The sequence below is a fragment of the Verminephrobacter aporrectodeae subsp. tuberculatae At4 genome (assembly GCF_000193225.1).
Taxonomy (GTDB): Bacteria; Pseudomonadota; Gammaproteobacteria; order Burkholderiales; family Burkholderiaceae_C; genus Acidovorax; species Acidovorax aporrectodeae.
Genome location: NZ_AFAL01000426.1, coordinates 1 through 18002 on the forward strand (window position 1 = coordinate 1; position 18002 = coordinate 18002).

Here is an 18002-nt window from a genome sequence, read left to right on the forward strand (position 1 = left end):
GGTCACGCTCTGACCATGCGCCACGGGGGTGGTCAGCGTCAGCGTGACGGTCTTGGCCACCGCGTCCACGGCGGTCGCAGTGACGGCGTTGGCGTTGCCTCCGACAAGCACCGCAAAGGCATCGTTGGTCGGCTTGCGATACGGGGTCGCGTCGAGCTGGTTCGCGTCGTCGAAGCTGAGCACCAGTTGGTTGCCGCGGACCGTGGCGCTGCTGAGCGTCGGGGGCGTGGTTTCCTCACTGGTCTGGATCACGGCCTTTTCGCTGAAGTTCGCCGCATAGTTGCCGGCAACGTCCCGCACCCCACCGGATTCGGGCCTGGTGTAGCTGACGGTCAAGGTCTCCGTTTCGGTCACGGCGCGGTCCAGAAACAGCGACACGGCCCTGAGCGTTGAGTGCACCATGGCGGCGTTCACGGTGATGGCCGTGCCCGTGCTGCTGCTCACCCTGAAGCTGGTGGGCGTGGCGAGCAATTCCCCCAGCAGGGTGCTGGCTTCGGTGTAGTAGATCACCATTCCGATGCCACGGACCCTGGCGCTATGGAACTCCGGGGGCGTGGTGTCTGCTGGCGGGGGCGTGGTGTCTCCCGGCGCGGGCGTGGTGTCTGTTTGCTCGGCCATGTTGTCTGCTGGCGTGTTGTTGACCGCCGCTGTGGCCGCGAAGCTGGCCACGTCGTTGCCGGCGGCGTCCTGGATGGCGTTGGCGTCGTTGCCGGTCGTGGGGTCGGTGTAGGCAACGGTCACGCTCTGACCCCGCGTCACGGGGGTGCTCAGCGTCAGCGTGACGGTCTTGGCCGCCGCGTCCACGGCGATCGCAGTGACGGCGTTGGCGTTGTCTCCGACACGCACCGCAAAGGCCTCGCCCGCCGGCTTGCGGTCCGGGTTCGCGTCCAGTTGGCTCGCGTCGTTGAAGCTGAGCACCAATTGGCTTGCGTTGACCACGGCGCTGCTGAGCACCGGGGGCGTGGTGTCTGCTGTCGTGTTGTTGGTCACCTCCTTGTTGCTGAAGTTCAGCGCATTGTTGCCGCGAACGTCCTGCACCCCTTGACCGAACGTGGGCTTGGTGTAGCTGACGGTCACCATCTCCGCTACGGCCACGGCGCGGCTCAGTGTCAGCGTCACGGTCTTGGCGTATATGTTCATCGCGACGCCGGTGACGGTGATGGCCGCCGTGCCTGCGCCGGTGTTGACCGTAAAGCCGACATTGCGTATGAGTGCTATCGGGTTCAGGGTGCCGGCTTCCGTGTACGTGAGCACCAGTTGGTGGCCTTCGACCGTGGCGGTGTTGACCTCCGGGGGCGTGGTGTCTGCTCGCGCGGGCCCTGTTGGCGGCATGGGCCATATTTTTGTTTTGGCGCTGTCCTGCTCGGTGGCCGTATCGACTATTTCGGTCGGTGATGTGTTGTCAGGCATGGTTTTCCTTCGATGGTGAATGGGTGTTGGATGGGGTTTGGGCTCCTGCCACGCGGTGGACAGGGCCCTTGGTTTGCGCTGGTGCTACTTCATGCGGGCGATGCGGCGGCGGGTGCGCCGCGTGCCCGGGGTGATGGGCTTGCCCGTGGCTTGGATGCCTTGGTCGTTGATCCTGGCGTGCTCCGTTGCTGCGCACGGGGGTGCTTGCGAAGTCCGCCGGCAATGTGTGATCGTCCCCTTGTCTCTGCTGCCGGCCCCGGCAGGGGGTTGCGTTGGACCCCGCGCCAGCGGCGCAGGATGCGGCGGCTGGCGCCCGAGCCCTTGGCGATTCGGCAGACGGGGAGCAATGCTTGGCACGGTTGTGTGTCATGTCCTGTCATAAATTGCTTTTTGAAACGTTGGCAGTGTAACCACTGTTTACGGAAAATTTTCAATTCCAGTTTATTTTTTGGGCATTTATCTGCTGTGCCCCTTGCTTCGCCACCGTGCGGAGCCTCCCCCGAGGGGTCTGCGGCGTGGATGGGCGCTGGCGATCGACCGCGGCGCGGTGCCGCTGCGCACCGGGCGGCTCCCTGTAGCGAGGGGCCCGAAGCGGGGGCTGCGGTTCGGGGCGGTCGGCGGATTCGTCGACTGCGCGGGGATCCAGGGGTTCGCCGAAGGGGCCCGGGGCGATCTGGCGTTTGTTGGTTTTTATACAAGAATAAACGTCAGATATGTGACTGTTTTGCTCATGGAATACCCACCGGGCGGCGGATTTTTGGGCATTGCATCTATTCCCCCATGGCCTTGCTCCCTCCGGGGGATGGGGCGTTGGCGGTTGCTGGCGATCGCCAACGGGCGGTCCTGGAAGCGAGCGCGCGCGTGGCCTTCCGTTCTCGCTGGTTGAGCCGTTGGACTGGTCTGACGCAGTGATCGAAGAGAATGACCGCAAGGACTACGGCGAGCGCCGATTCCGTGTTCTCGGCTTCATTCGGGGCCGATTGCACGCGATGGTGTTCACACCACGTGCTGGCAAGGTGCATGTCATCAGCCTGCGCAAAGCGAACCAACGAGAGGTGAGAAAGCATGCGCAAGAAAACCAGGCCTGAACTTCCGGACGACGAGAACCCGGAATGGACGCAGGAGGACTTCGCCAAGGCGCGTCCGGCGAGCGAGGTATTGCCCCAAATTTTTGGCGCGGAGGTCGCCAAGAAAATGCTCAGGCCCCGTGGCCGCCCACGGGCCGAGTTCCCGAAGGAGCGCATCAACATCCGGCTGTCGCACACGGTGATTGCGCATTTCAAGTCGGCAGGCGAAGGCTGGCAGACGCGCATTGATGCCGCTCTGCGCGAGTTCATCGCCGAGCATCCGCCCGGTCGTTGACGGGCTGCCCGGGCCCGATGGGGTCATCGTGGAGCGCGCTGTGGATGGGGGCGAGGTGCTTCGTCATTCCGCGAAGGGCTGGCGCTGATCGACGGCGTGGAGACGCAGCTGCGCCGCTCTACAGGGCGGTTGCAAGCGCGTGCGCGTGCGACCGGGGTGCCGGGCTGAGGCTGGTTCCGAGGCGCCCCCGGTGTCGCTCCCGGGAGGCCCGGCGCCTGCGGCCGGAGGGCGATGGATAATCGCGCCCCATGAGCATCCTCATCAAAAGCGCCGAAGACATCGCCGGCATGCGTCTGGCGTGTCGCCTGGCATCCGAAGTGCTGGACCATATTGGAGCGCACGTCCGGCCCGGAATCAGCACCCACGACATCGACCAGCTGGGCGCCAAATGCATGGCCCGGCAGGGGACGGTGTCGGCCACCGTGGGTTATCAGCCGCCCGGTTATCCGCCCTACCCGGCGTCGCTATGCACCTCGGTGAACCATGTGGTCTGCCATGGAATTCCGAACGACAAGCCGCTGAAAAAGGGCGACATCGTGAACGTGGACGTCACCGTCATCACCCCGGACGGCTGGCATGGCGACAACAGCCGCATGTACCTGGTCGGCGAGACCTCGATTGCCGCCAAGCGCCTGTGCGCCGTCACTTTCGACGCGATGTGGCACGGCATCGCACAGGTCAGGCCCGGCGCGCATCTGGGCGACGTGGGGTACGCGATCCAGAAGTTCGCCGAGAGCCATGGCTTTTCCATCGTGCGTGAGTTCTGCGGCCACGGCATCGGCAAGAGGTTCCACGAAGCGCCGCAGGTGCTGCACTACGGCAGCCCCGGAACGTTTGAGGAGCTCCGCCCCGGCATGGTCTTTACCATCGAGCCGATGGTCAACGCGGGCCGCCGCGAGGTCAAGGAATTGGGCCGCGACGGCTGGACCATCGTGACCCGGGACCACAGCCTTTCGGCGCAATGGGAGCACACCGTGCTGGTCACGCCCACCGGGTACGAGGTGATGACCCTGTCGGCGGGGTCGCCGCCGCCGCCGGCCTTTGTGGCGGCGACCACCACATAGAGCCCCGAGCTATTGCAGTCGAGTCTGCCCTCTGCATCCGGAGAATCCCCATGACCACCACATTGCGCATAGCAGACTTTACCCGGTATCCAGGCGGACGATACAAGAGGATCAGCAAGTTCAGCGGTGAAGAATATCGGGACGATTACTTGGCCCCCGCCCTTGAAAAGAAAGAAATGGTCGTTGTGGTGCTGGATGGTACCGTTGGCTACGGCAGCAGCTTTCTGGATGAGTTGTTTGGCGGCATCGTCCGAAAAATGCATTGGCGCTCCGTGAGCGACTTCGACGCGCATATCTTGCTGCAATCCGAAGACCGCAGCTTCATCACCGAGACGCGGCAGTACGTGGCGGACGCCGTCAGTTCAAACAACACCGTTCGCCCATGACCCCCACAGCCTGGGATGCGCTGGCCAAGATCATTCCCCCTGTGTTGATCGTTGCCGGCTGGTACGTGGTGGTGTCCAACCAGGCGCGCCAATCCCGAAGGAAGGTCATCCGGGAAGAGTTGGAGACCTTGCTCACCCTCGTCACTGAGTTGGGTGAGATGGCGATAAAGTTTCACACGCATTCCTACGATGATGATCTGCGCCGGAATATATTGATTCGATTCGCGCGGATTACTCGGCGGGCGGAGTTGTTGCCCCGCATTGCCAGAACAAGCTGGATAACATGGGATGCGGTTGCGGCAAAACGCCTTCCGGACCCGACTGATCGCATTATCGCGCTACGCCAGGCAGTCACACTGCACCACTTTGATGACCCCAAACAACCCGCCCTGGGTACGGATTCCCGCGAAATGGATTTGATTGTGAATGCCTGCCACGATCTTCTGATGTCTCTGGACGAGATACTGATTACGGCGTTGGACTGAGCGCGTGTGCATTGGATAGACCGCATAGCCAAAGCAGGAGCACCCGTTCATGAACCTGAGCTACCTTGACCCCAAGATCGACTTGGTGTTCAAGCGCGTCTTCTCGCGCGCCAGTCTGCTCTTGGACTTTCTGAACGCCGTCCTGCCCTTGGACGCGCCCATCAAGTCCCTGACCTACCTGCCCGCCGAGCAGGCGCCGCAAGTCCCGGGCATGCGGTTTTCTTCCATCGTCGACGTCAAGTGCTGCGACCAGAGCGGTCAGGTGTTCGTCGTCGAAATGCAGATGCTGTGGACCGCCGCCTATTTCTCGCGCATCCAGTTCAGTGGCGACCAGGCCACCGTCAATCAACTCTCTTCGGACGCAGCCTACCAGTCGCTGTGCCCGGTCTACTCGGTCACGGTGCTGAACGATGTTTTCGCGAAAGGCCCCGGCGAGAAAGACCGCTGGCTGCACCACTACAAGATCACCAGGCTCGCCGATCACGACAAGGTTTTGCAAGGCTTGCAGTTCGTCATTCTGGAGTTGCCCAAATTCACGCCCAAAACGCGGGTCGAAAAGCAAGTGACTGCGCTGTGGTTGCGCTTTCTGCGCGACACCGGCAAGCCCGGTTTCGTACCCGATGAAGCCTTTCTGTCCTATCCGCCGGTGGCCAACGCGGTCAAGTCTCACCGAATTCAGGGGCTATAGCGCGGTCGAAATCGAGAGCTATCAGAAGTATCTCGATGCGCTGCGCAACGAAAAAAGCACCTTGCTCGATGCCGAGACTCAGGGGCGGGCGCGGGGGATGAAGGAGGGTATCAGGAAGGGGCGGGTTGAGGGATTGCAGAAGGGCATCGAGAAGGGACGCAAGCAAGAGAAACTGGCGCATGCACGCAATCTTTTGGCGCTGCTCGATGATGAGGCCATTGCGCAGGCCATCGGTTTGACCCTGCCTGCCATCAGAAAGCTGCGCCAAGGGGCTTGAGCGCCAAGGGCCATGCCCTGTTGGCCCCCGCCGTGGCCTATCCCCGCGAGCGCAGTCCCTCGGGCGAGGCGGCGTAGCCGGTCAACGTCCGCTCCGCGTGCAGCAAACGCCAGTCGAGCATTTTTTGCGCGTAGACCAGTTGCTGCGCGGCGTATTCGGGCTGTCCGGCGACGCTGTTCATTTGCTGCGGGTCGCGCCGCAGGTCGAAGAACAGGGGCGCGCAGGCGGCGAAGTGCACGTATTTGTAGTGCTCGTCCTGCACCACGGCCAGCGCGCATTCGTCCATCTCCAGGCCGAGTGCGGTTTCTGCCTGGGACGTGGAGATGTTGCGGAAGTCGTATTCGTAGTGGACCTCGGTGCGCCAGCGCGCAGGGGCTGCGCCTTCCCGAACGAAGGGCAGCAGCGAGCGGCCGTCGCAGGCCCGGGGCGTGGGCTGCCCCAACCAGTCGAGCAGGGTCGGCATGGTGTCTACGACCTCGGTGAAGTGATCCACCTGCGTGCCGCGCGTGCCGTCGGCCGCGCGCGACGGGTCGCGGATGACCAGCGGCACGTGGTAGCTCTGGTCGAAGTAGCCGATCTTGCCCAGCAGGTGGTGGTCGCCGAGTTGCTCGCCATGGTCGCTGGTCATCACGATCAGGGTGTCGTCCCACTGGCCCGTTTCCTTGAGGTAGCCAAAGACCCGGCCGAGCTGGTCGTCGATTTCGCGTATCAGGCCATAGTAGGTCGCGCGCATCTGGCGCACTTCGGCGTCGTCCATCGCGCTGCCCAGGCCCTGGCCGTTCTGGAAGAAGTTGCTGCGCGGGATGCTTTCCACGTAGTAGCGCAGCAGGGGGTGCTGCTGCCCTTCGGCCTGCGCGCTGGCCGCGCGCACGGGGGAGGGGCAGCGTGCGGGGTCGTACATCTCGTTGTAGGGCGCGGAGGCAATGAACGGCGGGTGCGGGTGCCAGTAGCCCAGGTGCAGAAACCAGGGCTTGTTGCGCGTGCTGCGCAGGTAATCGATTCCGAGCCCGGTGAACCAGGCCGTGTTCGACAGATGCGCGGGGATGCGGCTTGGCTTGCGGCTCGCGCCGATCTCGCCGGGGCCCAGGTCTTGCGGCAGAAAGAGGTCCCAGGGGTTCTCGGGCACGGAGAAGCCCTGCGCGGTGAGCCACGGGAAGTAGGTCTCCAACTTGGTCAGCCCCCAGGAGCCGACGGGCCGCCAGGCCTCCATGTCGGCGCCGAGCGAGCGAAAGCGCGGGTCCGCGTGCGCGGTCACGCGCGGGTCGGGGGTGGTGGTGGTGTAGCCGACCAGCGCCGGGTCGTAGCCGGCCTTGCGCAGTTCGAACGCGAGGTTCGTGTGGCGCGCGTCCAGCGGGGTGGTGTTCTGGACCTCCCGGTGGTTCATCATGTACAGGCCGGTCAGCAGGCTGGCGCGGCCCGGGCCGCAGGGGACGGCCTGGGTGTAGTGGCGTTTGAAGGTGACGCCTTCGGCGGCCAGCGCGGCGATATTCGGCGTCTCGACCACCGGGTGCCCGAGCATGGACAGGCAGTCTCCCCGCCACTGGTCGGCGATGATGAACAGCACGTTTTTTTTCTTCATGGCTTTCTCCTTACGGGGAATCATGGATGGTTTCAATGGGGCTGCGCAGCGGGATGGGGGCGAGCGCGCGGCCGGTCCCCGAGCATACCCAAGGTCGGTGAACGTCCGCTGCCGCGTGCGGCAAGCGCCCGTTGCGCATGCGCGCAGGCGAGTTGGTCAGGTCAGCGCAGGCTGGGGTCGAGGCGATCGCGCAACCAGTCCCCGAGCATGCCCACGGAGAAGCTGGTCAGGACGATCACGGCGCTCGGGGTGAGCAGCATCCAGGGCGCAGTTTGCAGGTATTCGCGGCCATAGCCGACCATATTCCCCAGGCTGGTCATCGGGGGCTGCACGCCAAGCCCCAGGAACGACAGGCCGGACTCCAGCAGGATCACTTCGGGGAAGGTCAGCGTGACGCCCACGATCAGGGTGCTGGCGATGTTCGGCAGCACGTGCAGCAGGTATACGCGCAGCGGCGAGGCGCCGATGTCGAACGCCGCAGCCGCGTACCCCTGCTCGTTGGCCGCGATGCACAGGCCGCGCGTGATGCGCGTCGAGCGCTCCCAGCCGTACAGGCCCATGAGCGCGATGAACAGGGTCAGCGTGTTGCCAAAGAAGGCCAGCACGGCGAGTGCAATGATCATGAACGGCATGGCCGCCTGGAAATCGACCAGGGTCAGGACGAGTTGCTCGACCCAGCCCCGGAAATGCGCCGCCAGAAATCCCAGAAAGACCCCCAGCGTGGCCGACAGCAGGGTGCTCACGAGGGCCACCAGCAGGCTGATGCGGATGGAGAGCATCAGGCGCGAGAGGATGTCCCGGCCCAACTCGTCCGTTCCCAGCCAGTGCTGCGCCGATCCGCCCATGAAGTACGGCGGCGCCAGCCGGGCCTGCAGGTCGATCTGGTTGTGCGCGTAGGGCGCCAGGTGGCCGGCGAGCAGCGCGACGGCGACGGTGGCGAGCATCCACAGCGCGCACAGCAGCACCAGCGGCGGGTAGGCGCGCAGCAGGTAGCGCAGGCGCTGGCGCCAGCCTGCGGTGGTGGGGACGGTGCTCTGCGGCAGGGCAATCGCAGACATATCAGTCCTTCGCAGCCCGGCCGTGGTGCAGCCGGGGGTCGATCCATCCGTACAGCGCATCGACGATGAGGTTTGACGTCACCATGGTCGCGGCCACGAGCAGCAGCAGGCTCTGCACCACGGCCAGATCGCGGTTGGCGACGGCAATGACCAGCAGCCGCCCGGCGCCGGGCCAGGAAAAAACGCTTTCCACGACCACGGTGCCGGCGATCAGGCTGCCGACCATGAAGCCGATGATGGTCACGGTCGGAATGGCGGCATTCGGCAGGGCGTGCCGGCGCACGACCGCGCGCCAGAGCAGGCCCTTGGCCGACGCCGTACGGATGTACGCCTGGCCCATCACCTCGAGCATCGCCGAGCGGGTGAAGCGGGCCAGCACGGCAGCGCCCCCCAGGCTCAGCGTGAGCACCGGCAGGATCGCGTGCCTCCAGCTGCCCGCGCCGCCGCTGGGCAGGCAGCCCAGGCCGACGGCGAAGACCAGCACCAGCACCAGGGCGAGAACGAAGCTGGGGATGGTGTGGCCGGCGACGGACAGGCCCATCACGCAGCGGTCCATGGCCGAGTTGCGGTGCAAGGCCGCGCAGACGCCGGCGGGCACGCCGATCAGCAGCTTGAGCACGAAGGCCGGCAGCGTGATCGCCAGCGTGGCGGGCAGATGCTGCATGACCAGCGCCATCGCCGGGCTGTTGTCGCGCATCGAGTAACCGAAATGGCCCTGCAGCAGGTTGCGCAGGAATCCCAGGTACTGCTGCCACAGCGGGGCGTCGAGCCCCCAGCTGCGGCGAAACGCTTGCAGCGCCTCGTGCGGGACGTCGGGCGAGAGGATCATCAGCGCCGGATCCCCGGACGAGCGCAGGATCAGGAAAGCAAAGCTGAGCACCAGAAAAATCGTCAGCAGCGCCCGCAGCAAGCGCACGACGAGGTAGGCCGGCATGCGCGTCAGGCCTGCGCCAGGAGGTGGCACGCGGCCGCGTGGCCGGGTGCGATTTCGCGCAGCGCAGGCCGCACGGCGCGGCACGCGGGCATGGCCTGCGCGCAGCGGCTGTGGAACGCGCATCCCGCAGGCGGCGCAGCGGGGTTGGGTGGCTCGCCCCGGAGCACGATGCGCGGCGCTCGCGTGCTGCGCCATGGCGACGGAACCGCCGCGACCAGGGCCTGCGTGTAGGGGTGCGCCGGATGGCTGAAGAGCGCTTGCGCCGTGCATTGCTCGACGATCCGGCCCAGGTACATCACGGCCACTTCGTGGCTCAGCTGGCGCACGACCTTGAGGTCGTGGCTGATGAACAGGTAGGCGAGCTGGTGCTGTTCCTGGAGGTCTTGCAGCAGATTGATCACCTGCGCCTGGATCGAAACGTCGAGCGCGGAGACGGGTTCATCGCAGACCAGCAGCGCAGGCCCGAGGATCAGCGCCCGCGCCAGCACCACGCGCTGGCGCTGGCCGCCCGAGAGCTCATGCGGGTAGCGCGCCATCAGCGCGGGGGTGAGCCCGACCGCGGCGAGCATCGCGCGGGCGCGCTCGCGGCGCTCGGCCGCCGTCCCCCGATGGAAAATCGCCAGCGGTTCCGCCACCTGGTCTTGCGCGGGCAGCCGGCGGTCGAGCGCCGCGAGCGGGTCCTGGTAGACCATCTGCATCCGCTGGCGCAAGGCGCGCCAGCGCGGGCCGCGCACCGAGGGCACGGGCTGGCCCTCGAAGAGCACCTCGCCGCCGGTGGGCGGCAGGAGCCCGAGCACCAGGCGGGCGGTGGTGGATTTTCCGCAACCCGACTCGCCGACCAGGCCCAGGGTCCGGCCCGCGGGCAGGCCGAGGGAGACACCGTCCACCGCGCGCAGGGTGGCGGGCCGGCGCCAGGGGGCGCTGCGCACCGGGTAATGGCGCGCGAGGTCCCGGACTTCAAGCAGGGGGTTCATGCGGCGCGCAGGGGGTGGATCGACGGCCATGCCGCCGCGGTCAGCGCCGTGCAGGCAATGGCGCTCGCCATCAGCCGGCCCAAAGTTGTCGTTGTCATGGGGGGTCTCCGTGTGCACCCCTGGACTATGGAAAACAAAATGTCCGGACGAAGGCAGTTGGATGACGCGTTCATGAACGCTGCGCTGCCCCTCCCCCTCTCGCACCCACGCACCCACGCACCGTGCGCGGCCGTGTCTCAGGTGCCGGCTTTCTTCAGCAGCGACAGGTGCGCGTGCGCGACGGTCCTCAGGCCGCTGCCGCTGCGGCGCCCGGCGTCGCCGGACTGGGAGGAGAGTTCGAGGCGGTACGCGAGCGCGACGAACAGGCTCTGCGCCAGGCCCATCGCGGCCGTGAGGGCGCGAAAGCCGAAGGTGGCGCTGTCTTGCACGATCAAGCTGGCCTCGGCCGCGCCCGCGATCGGGCCCATGCGGCTGTCGGTGATGGCGATGAGCCGCGCGCCGCGCTGCCGGGCCTGCTGCGCGAGCTGCACGGTTTCCTCGGCGTAGGGGGCGAACGAGATCGCAATCAGCGTGTCGCCGGCGCGCACTGAGCGTATCTGCCCCTGCTGCATGCTGCCGAGCGCGTTCAACAGGCCGATGCGCTTTTCGGTGTGTTGCAGCGCGTAGTCCAGGTACACGGCCACGGGAAACGAGCGGCGCGAGCCGGCGATCCAGATCGCCTGCGTGTTCGCCAGCAGTTCCACGGCGCGCGCAAAGTCCTGCTGGTCCAGCGTCTGGCGCAGCTGCTGCATCCCCGCGATGCTGCCCTTGATGAATTCGTCGGCGATTTCCTCGGGTTGCAGGTCCGGGGACCCGGACTCGATGAGCTCGCGCAGGCGCAGCTTGTACGCGCGCCCCGGCGCAATCTGCTCGGCCAGCCCTTCGCGGAACAAACGCTGCATCTCCGAGAAGCCGGAGAAGCCGAAACGCTTGGCAAAGCGCACCATGGCCGAGGGCTGCACGCCGCATTGCCCGGCCACCGACTGTATGCCTTCGAGCCCCAGCTGGTCGCGGTGCGCCTCGACGTGGCGCGAGATCACCTTGAGCTGCCGGCTCAGGCCGTCGTATTCCTGCGTGATGCAGTGCAGGAACTGTTCAACGGATTCGGGGGGGGCGGGGGTGGTTTCATCGCAGGGCACGAAATCGGCGATCGCGGCAGGCCCGATCGTAACCGCTCGTATGTTCCCGTTTCCGATGGCAATGCTGCGGCGCAGGCCATGCGCGGCTGCCGGGGCGGCGGACCCATGCGGACCATGCCAGCGCACGCGTCAGCAGTAATCGACCCAGACGCCGCCGGCGTCGGCCGAGCGCACGCAGTTCTCGACCCAGCGCACGCCCTCGACGCCCGCGTCGATGTCCGGGTAGCGGATTGTGCGCAGCGCCTCGGTGTCGCGCCGGTCGCTCGCGTCCATCGCCAGCGCAAAGCGGTAGTAGAGGTTCGACCAGGCCTCGAACAGCCCCTCGGGGTGGCCCGCGCTGATGCGGTCGTCGTGCAGCGCGTCCGGGTGCAGGTAGTCCATCCCGCGCTCGAACACCTGCGCCGGCGCGCCCTGGACCTCGTAGCGCAGCTGGTTGGGGTGCTCGTCCCACCATTCCAGGCTCGCCCGGGAGCCGATGACGCGGATCTTCTGGCCGTGCATGGAGCCGGCGTTCACCGCGCAGGCCCACAGGTAGCCGACGGCGCCGCCGCGGTACTGCATGATGGTGAAGGCGTTGTCCTCCAGCGGCGCGCGGCTCTTGACGAAGCTTTGCCGCGAGCACATCAGCCGCTCGATCTTCAGCCCGGGCAGCATCAGGCCGCAGATGTACAGCGGGTGCGTGCCGATGTCGCCGAGCACGTAGCTCGGGCCGGCGAACTTCGGGTCCACACGCCAGCGCGTCGATGGGTTGTCGCTCTCGAGCGGCGCGCTGTGGAAGCCGTGCGCGAACTGCATGTGCACGATGCGGACGTCGCCCAGGTCGCCGCGCGCGATCATCTCGCGCGCCTGCGTGATCAGCTGGTGGCCGGAGTAGCCGTAGGTGACCCCGACGATCTTGTTCTTTGCTTGCGCGAGTTCCCGCAGTTCCAGCGCCTGCGCGCTGCTCACGCACAGGGGTTTTTCGCAGACCACGTGCAGCCCGGCGTGCAGCGCGGCCTGGCAGATCTCGAAGTGGGTGTCGTTGGGCGTGGCGACGGATACCGCGCGCATGCCGTCCGGGCGGCGCGCCTCGGCCTCGAACAGGGTCTTGTAGTCGGCGTAGCAGCGCTGCGCGCTGAGCCCGAGCCGCTGGCCGAATGCGCGGCCGCGTTCGGCGTCGATGTCGAAGGCACCGGCGACGAGCGCGAAGCTGCCGTCGCGCAGCGCGGCCGAGCGGTGGACATAGCCAATCTGGCTGCTCTGCCCGCCCCCGACCATGCCCCAGGGGATGGGCAGGCCGGAAGGGATTTCTCCGTTGATCATGCTGCAAATACTCCTTGGTGGGTGTTCATGCGCGGCGCTTCTTGTTGCGGTACTGGTCGGCGATCACGGCCGCGACGATGATCACGCCCTTGACCATTTCCTGGTAGTAGGCGTCGATGCGGATAAAGGTAAAGCCCGAGGTCATGACGCCGAGGATCAGCACGCCGATCACGGTGCCGGTGATGCGCCCGAGCCCGCCGGCCGTCGAGGTGCCGCCGATGACCACCGCGGCGATCGCGTCGAGTTCGTACATCACCCCCATTCCGGACTGGCCGGAGATCGCGCGCGCGGCCGTCACGGTGCCCGCGATGCCGCTGAGCATGCCCGCGATCACGTAGATCCAGACCAGGTGCTGGCGCACGTTGATTCCCGAGACGATGGCCGCCTGGCGGTTCGCGCCGATGGCGTAGGTGGATTTGCCAAAGCGCGTGTAGCGCAGAACCACGTGGAACACCCCGGCGACGAACAGGAAGATGAGGACCGGGTTCACGCCCGAGCCGATGGCCGCAAAGTCGTCGGTGAGCATGGACACCGGCATGCCGTTGGTGAACCATTTGGCAAAGCCGCGCACCGCGACCATGGTTCCCAGCGTGGCGATGAAGGGCGGGATCGCCGTATACGCCACGAGCGAGCCGTTGATCAGGCCGACGAGCAGCCCCACGGCGGTGCCGGCGAGCAGCGGCCAGATCAGCGGCAGGTCGGTGAGCTGCGGAAACACCGCGCGCGGAAAGTCCGACACCTGCGCCAGGCTCGCCGAGACCACGGCGGCGGCGGCGACCACCGAGCCGGAGGACAGGTCGATGCCGCTGGTGATGATGACCAGGTTCACGCCCACGGCGATGACGCCGATCACCGCCATCTGCAACACGATGATCTGCAAGCGCTCGGTGTTCAAGAGAAAGCTCTGCCCCACCACGGCCCAGCCCACGGCCTCGAAGAACAGGCCGATCCCGAGCAGCACCAGCAGGGTGCTCAGCTCGGGCGGCCACCTGCGCTTGCGCCGCCGCGTCTCCAGCGGCGCGGCCGGCGCGCCCGGGGTTGGCTGCGCCATGCCCATGCCCACGTCCGCCGGCGTCGTTGTCGTCTTCATGTCCTGTCCTCCTGCGGGGTGCGCGTTGCAAGCTGGAACCACTCCTGGAACGCGCGCAACAGGGTGCAGGGCGGGGCCCGGGGGTTCAGGTCGGGCGTCCGCCGATGAGTTTCACGGTCCTGCCTTCTTGCCACGAGAGCGTTGCCGCGTCGGCCACGGCCAGCGCGTGCACGCCGTCGCGCAGCGTCACCGGGTAGTCCGATCCGGACTGCACGGCGTCCACGAAGGCGCTCCACTCGGCCGCGTAGGCTTTCATATAGCGTTCCAGAAAAAAGTATTCCGGCTTGGCGGCCTGCGCGCCTGCGGTCGTGATCCGGGTGACGGTGTGCTCCAGCACGTTGCCGGCAGACAGCAGACCGTCCGAGCCCAGGAGTTCGATGCGCTGGTCGTAGCCGTAGACGGCGCGCCGGCTGTTCTTCACGACCGCCATGCGACCGTCTGCGAAATGCAGCGTGATCACGGCCGTGTCCAGGTCCCCCGCAGCGCCAATCGCGGGATCGACGATGCTCGAGCCGATCGCGGTGACCGAAGCGGGGGCCGCGCCGAAGATCCAGCACGCCATGTCGAAGTCATGAATCGCCATGTCGCGGAACAGCCCGCCGGACAGCTTGACGTAGCCCACCGGCGGCGGCGCCGGGTCGAACGAGGTGATGGACAGCAACTCGCCCTTGCCGATTTCACCGGCGTCGAAGGCGCGCTTGAGCGCGGCAAAGTTGGGGTCGAACCGGCGGTTGAAGCCGATCATCACGGGCCGGCCGGCCTTGGCCACCACGGCCTGGCAGGCCAGCGCCCGCTCCAGGTTCAGGTCCACGGGTTTCTCGCACAGCACGGCCTTGCCCGCGTGCACCGCGGCCTCGATGAGCGCCGCGTGCGTGTCCGTGGAGGTGGCGATGAGCACGGCGTCGATCCCCGGGTCGGCCATGATCTCCTGCGAGGACAGGGGCCGGGCGCCATGGGTCGAGGCCAATTCACGCGCCGCCTGCGCGTCGATGTCGGAGACCGCCACCAGCTGGCTGCGCCGGTCGGCGGCGATGCTCCTGGCGTGCACTTTGCCGATGCGTCCGGCACCGAGCAGACCCACTTTGATCATGATGACTCCTGAGAAATGAAAACGGTCGAGGGGGGTTAAATCGTGAACGCCGCCCGGAATGCTTGCAGCGCCGCCTCCGGGTCGCCCGAGGCAAAGGCCTCCAGCGCCACGGGGCCGCGGTAGCCCATGGCGTGCAGCGCGCGCGACGCCGGCGTAGTTGATTTCGCCGCTGCCCGGCTCCCGGCGGCCGGGAACGTCGGCCACCTGCACCTCGCCGATCCAGGGCAGGCATTGGCGGCACAGTTCGATCAGATTGCCTTCGCCGATTTGCGCGTGGTAGAGGTCCAGATTCAGGCGCAGGCGCGGATGGTTCAGCGCCGATACCAGCGCCAGCGTGTCCTGCGCCCGGGCGAAGGGAACGCCGGGGTGGTCCACGGGCAGGTTCAGGTTCTCCAGCGTGAAGGTCACGCCCTCCTCGTCGGCCATGTCGGCGATGCGCGCCAGGGTGTCGCGCGCCTTGAGCCACATGGCGCCAGTCACCGTCTCGCAGGCCGCCACGGGCAGGCCGTGCTCGTCCAGGCCGGTGCCGTGCAGGTTCAGCCGCGCAACGCCCAGGCGCTTGCCGACCTGCGCGGTCTCGCGTGCGCTGCGCAGCAATTCGGCCGCGCCTTCGTCGTCCGCAAGGCGGCCGTGCAGGTAGCCGTTCATGATGGAGAAGCGCGCGCCGGATTTCTCCAGCAGCGCCAGATCGTGCGCGGGCCAGTTCCACAGGCCGACCTGGAATCCGAGTTCGGTCAGGCGCTTGACGCGCCACTGCATGGGTTTGTCGCGCCAAAGCATTTCGGCGCACGCGGCAAGCTCAAAACTGTCGTGCATGTTTTCGGGTTTCCTGTGTGGAGTGCGTGGACTGTGTGGATCGGGGCCGGCCGCGCTCAGACCGTGCCGCCCAACGAGCCGTCGAGCGTGGCGAGTTCCTGCCCGCTGGCCATCAGGTTTTGCAGTTGCTCGGCGCTGATTTCGCTGCGCGTTGCGGTGCCCAGGGTCTTGCCGCGGTCGAGCACGGTAAAGCGGTTCCCCACGGCCATGGCGTGGCGCACGTTGTGCGTGATGAAGACCACGCCGATCCCGAGTTTGCGCACGCGGTCGATCGTGGCCAGCACGTTCGCCGTCTGGCGCACCCCGAGCGCCGAGGTCGGCTCGTCGAGGATCAGCACCTTGGCGCCGAAGTACACCGCGCGCGCGATCGCCACGCACTGGCGCTCCCCGCCGGACAGGGTGCCCACGGCCTGCCCGGGTTCGCGCAGGCGGATTCCCATGCGCTGCATCTCGGCCATGGTGATCTCGTTCGCACGCTGGACGTCGAAGCGTTTCAGCGGCCCCCAGCCCTTGGTCGGCTCACGCCCCATGAAGAAGTTGCGCGTCACCGACATCAGCGCAATCATGGCCAGGTCCTGGAACACGGTGGCAATGCCGGCGTTCATCGCCTGCCTGGGGCTCTCGAGCACCACCTCCACCCCATTCACCAGCATGCTTCCGCGCGACGGCCGGTGCACGCCCGACATGGTTTTGATGAAGGTCGATTTGCCCGCTCCGTTGTCCCCGAGCAGGCAGTGGCATTCGCCCGCGTTCACGCTGAACGAGACGCCGGAGAGGGCGATGATGTTGCCGAAATGCTTTTCGATGCCGCGCATCTCGACCAAGGGATGCACCACCTCAGGGGGGGATTCCATCTCAACGCTCCCCGGTCGCACGCTTGCGGATGATGTTGTTGAAGAGCACGGCCACCAACAGCATCGTGCCCAGGAAGACCAGGTACCAGTCCTGATCGATTTTTGTGTAGGTCAGCCCGATCATGACCATGCCGAAGATGATCGACCCCAGGAACGCGCCGACGGCCGAGCCATAGCCGCCGGTGAGCAGGCAGCCGCCAATCACCGCGGCGATGATGGCCTCGAACTCCTTCTGGAATCCCCGGCGCGCGTCCGTCGATCCGCTGTCGAGCACCGTGATGATCGCCACCAGCCCCGCGCACAGCGCGGCAAAGACGAACAGCCCCGTCTTCACCCTGCGCACCAGCACGCCCGAGTTCTCCGCCGCCGTGGCGTCGCCACCGGAGGCAAAAATCCAGTTGCCCAGCGGGGTGCGCAGCAGCACCCAGGTGGCCACCGCGGTCAGCAGCACGAACCAGACGATTTCCACGGGAATTCCCGTAATCATCGGCTCGCCGGTCGGAAAGCGCGGGATCAGCCCGCGCGCGTCCAGCGCGGCGAACGTTCCCTCCAGCGCCTTGCCGCTGAAGAGCTCGAGCAGCGCGCTGTCCTGGACGGCCTCGCTCACGCCGCGCAGCTGCGTCGATCCCCCGGTGGCCCATTTCAGACCCACCAGGCTCAGGCCGCGCAAAACGAAGAGGAACGCCAGCGTCACGATGAAGCTTGGCAAACCGGTGCGCAGGACGATCCAGGCGTTCACCGCGCCGATCGTGCCGGCGATCAACAGGGTGATGAACACCGCGACGATCAGCGGCAGCTTGAAGACGACGATGGCGCTGGAGAAAACCAGGCCGGCGAAGGCGATCATGGATCCGATCGAGAGGTCGAATTCGCCGCCGATCATCAGCAGGGCCGCGCCCAATGCCAGGATCCCCAGCTGCGCCGCCGGGGTCAGGAAATTCACCAGGCCGGCCAGGCTGAACATCACCGGGTCCGCGCAGAGCATGAAGAACACCGTCACCAGGACCAGGCCGGCGACGGCGCCGAGTTCGGGCCGCGCCATGAAGCGCGCCAGCGGCGACATGCGCTTGAGGCGGTCGTCGGCGTTCTTTTCCGGGGCGTTCATGGCGTCTGCATGCAAGAGGGGGTGCTGCGCCGTTGCCGCATCAGCGGATTCCCTTGGCGGACAGCTCGATCACCTGCGCGGCCTTTTCTGCGGTCACCAGGTTCGGGCCGGACGGCACGTTGCCCGCGGGGATCAGACCGTACTTCGCGTGCAGCGCCAGAAAGCTCACCGGCAGGTAGCCCTGCAGGAACTGCTGCTGGTCGATGGCGAACGCCGCTTCCTTCGCGGCAATGGCCTTGAGGAAGCCCGCAGACAGGTCAAAGGTCGCCAGATGGATCTTCGCCATGCGGCCCGAGTCCTTGGCCGCGGCCAGCGCGGGTTCGCCCACGGTCGCGGCGCCGAGCAGCATG

18 protein-coding genes and 2 pseudogenes are annotated in these 18002 nt (G+C 66.6%); 7 read left to right on the forward strand and 13 right to left on the reverse strand.

The genetic code is table 11. The features are described from left to right. On the reverse strand, window positions 1-1410 hold a 1410-nt coding region (locus tag VTU_RS27200; RefSeq protein WP_010104950.1), incomplete at its 3' end, for a SwmB domain-containing protein. A gap of 764 nt (window positions 1411-2174) precedes the next feature. On the opposite strand from VTU_RS27200, the gene VTU_RS35430 reads away from it, so the two are divergent. From VTU_RS35430 to VTU_RS34855, 7 genes are all read left to right on the forward strand, one after another. Next, on the forward strand, window positions 2175-2498 hold the full coding sequence (locus VTU_RS35430) for a BrnT family toxin (protein ID WP_010104951.1): 324 nt from the start codon (window positions 2175-2177) through the stop codon (window positions 2496-2498). Beyond that, window positions 2476-2772: a BrnA antitoxin family protein gene (locus VTU_RS0113375; RefSeq protein ID WP_010104952.1), complete on the forward strand. Its 297-nt coding sequence runs from the start codon at window positions 2476-2478 to the stop codon at window positions 2770-2772. The genes VTU_RS35430 and VTU_RS0113375 overlap by 23 nt, the downstream gene beginning before the upstream one ends. Before the next feature lie 248 nt (window positions 2773-3020). Beyond that, entirely contained in the window at window positions 3021-3836 is an 816-nt protein-coding gene (map, locus tag VTU_RS0113380; protein ID WP_010104953.1) for a type I methionyl aminopeptidase, read from the forward strand. Between the two features lie 50 nt (window positions 3837-3886). Then, window positions 3887-4222 carry an STAS-like domain-containing protein gene (locus tag VTU_RS31580; protein WP_040892802.1) on the forward strand — a complete coding sequence of 112 codons (336 nt, stop codon included), beginning with the start codon at window positions 3887-3889 and terminating at the stop codon, window positions 4220-4222. Next, a complete protein-coding gene (locus tag VTU_RS0113390; protein WP_010104955.1) occupies window positions 4219-4707 on the forward strand; it encodes a hypothetical protein in 489 nt (162 codons plus the stop codon). The genes VTU_RS31580 and VTU_RS0113390 overlap by 4 nt, the downstream gene beginning before the upstream one ends. Window positions 4708-4756: 49 nt before the next feature. Next, complete coding sequence (locus tag VTU_RS0113395) at window positions 4757-5395, forward strand: PD-(D/E)XK nuclease family transposase (protein WP_010104957.1); 639 nt, start codon at window positions 4757-4759, stop codon at window positions 5393-5395. A gap of 61 nt (window positions 5396-5456) precedes the next feature. After that, a complete protein-coding gene (locus VTU_RS34855) occupies window positions 5457-5672 on the forward strand; it encodes a hypothetical protein (RefSeq protein WP_010104959.1) in 216 nt (71 codons plus the stop codon). A gap of 37 nt (window positions 5673-5709) precedes the next feature. Here the strand turns inward: VTU_RS34855 and VTU_RS0113405 are convergent, their stop codons facing one another. The 12 genes and pseudogenes from VTU_RS0113405 to VTU_RS0113455 form a co-directional block, all read right to left on the reverse strand. Continuing rightward, window positions 5710-7251 (reverse strand): alkaline phosphatase family protein, encoded by a 1542-nt coding sequence (locus VTU_RS0113405; protein WP_010104960.1) that lies wholly within the window; start codon window positions 7249-7251, stop codon window positions 5710-5712. Between the two features lie 161 nt (window positions 7252-7412). Beyond that, on the reverse strand, window positions 7413-8309 hold the full coding sequence (locus tag VTU_RS0113410) for an ABC transporter permease (protein ID WP_010104961.1): 897 nt from the start codon (window positions 8307-8309) through the stop codon (window positions 7413-7415). 1 nt (window position 8310) lies between these two features. Continuing rightward, window positions 8311-9243 (reverse strand): ABC transporter permease, encoded by a 933-nt coding sequence (locus VTU_RS0113415; protein WP_010104962.1) that lies wholly within the window; start codon window positions 9241-9243, stop codon window positions 8311-8313. Window positions 9244-9248: 5 nt separating this feature from the next. Beyond that, window positions 9249-10217 (reverse strand): ABC transporter ATP-binding protein, encoded by a 969-nt coding sequence (locus VTU_RS0113420; RefSeq protein WP_029554385.1) that lies wholly within the window; start codon window positions 10215-10217, stop codon window positions 9249-9251. 236 nt (window positions 10218-10453) lie between these two features. Beyond that, window positions 10454-11395 (reverse strand): MurR/RpiR family transcriptional regulator, encoded by a 942-nt coding sequence (locus VTU_RS27210; protein ID WP_236610735.1) that lies wholly within the window; start codon window positions 11393-11395, stop codon window positions 10454-10456. A gap of 129 nt (window positions 11396-11524) precedes the next feature. Then, on the reverse strand, window positions 11525-12697 hold the full coding sequence (locus tag VTU_RS0113430; RefSeq protein WP_010104968.1) for a Gfo/Idh/MocA family protein: 1173 nt from the start codon (window positions 12695-12697) through the stop codon (window positions 11525-11527). Window positions 12698-12722: 25 nt separating this feature from the next. Continuing rightward, window positions 12723-13748 carry an ABC transporter permease gene (locus VTU_RS0113435; RefSeq protein ID WP_010104969.1) on the reverse strand — a complete coding sequence of 342 codons (1026 nt, stop codon included), beginning with the start codon at window positions 13746-13748 and terminating at the stop codon, window positions 12723-12725. Between the two features lie 124 nt (window positions 13749-13872). Next, a complete protein-coding gene (iolG, locus tag VTU_RS0113440; protein ID WP_029554387.1) occupies window positions 13873-14877 on the reverse strand; it encodes an inositol 2-dehydrogenase in 1005 nt (334 codons plus the stop codon). Window positions 14878-15066: 189 nt separating this feature from the next. After that, a pseudogene (locus VTU_RS34860) lies at window positions 15067-15693 on the reverse strand (TIM barrel protein); the annotation flags it as partial. 56 nt (window positions 15694-15749) lie between these two features. Continuing rightward, window positions 15750-16547: an ATP-binding cassette domain-containing protein gene (locus VTU_RS0113445; RefSeq protein ID WP_029554388.1), complete on the reverse strand. Its 798-nt coding sequence runs from the start codon at window positions 16545-16547 to the stop codon at window positions 15750-15752. Between the two features lies 1 nt (window position 16548). Further along, entirely contained in the window at window positions 16549-17652 is a 1104-nt protein-coding gene (locus VTU_RS0113450) for an ABC transporter permease (RefSeq protein WP_010104972.1), read from the reverse strand. A 40-nt stretch (window positions 17653-17692) separates the two neighbouring features. Continuing rightward, window positions 17693-18002: pseudogene (locus VTU_RS0113455) on the reverse strand (LacI family transcriptional regulator); the annotation flags it as partial.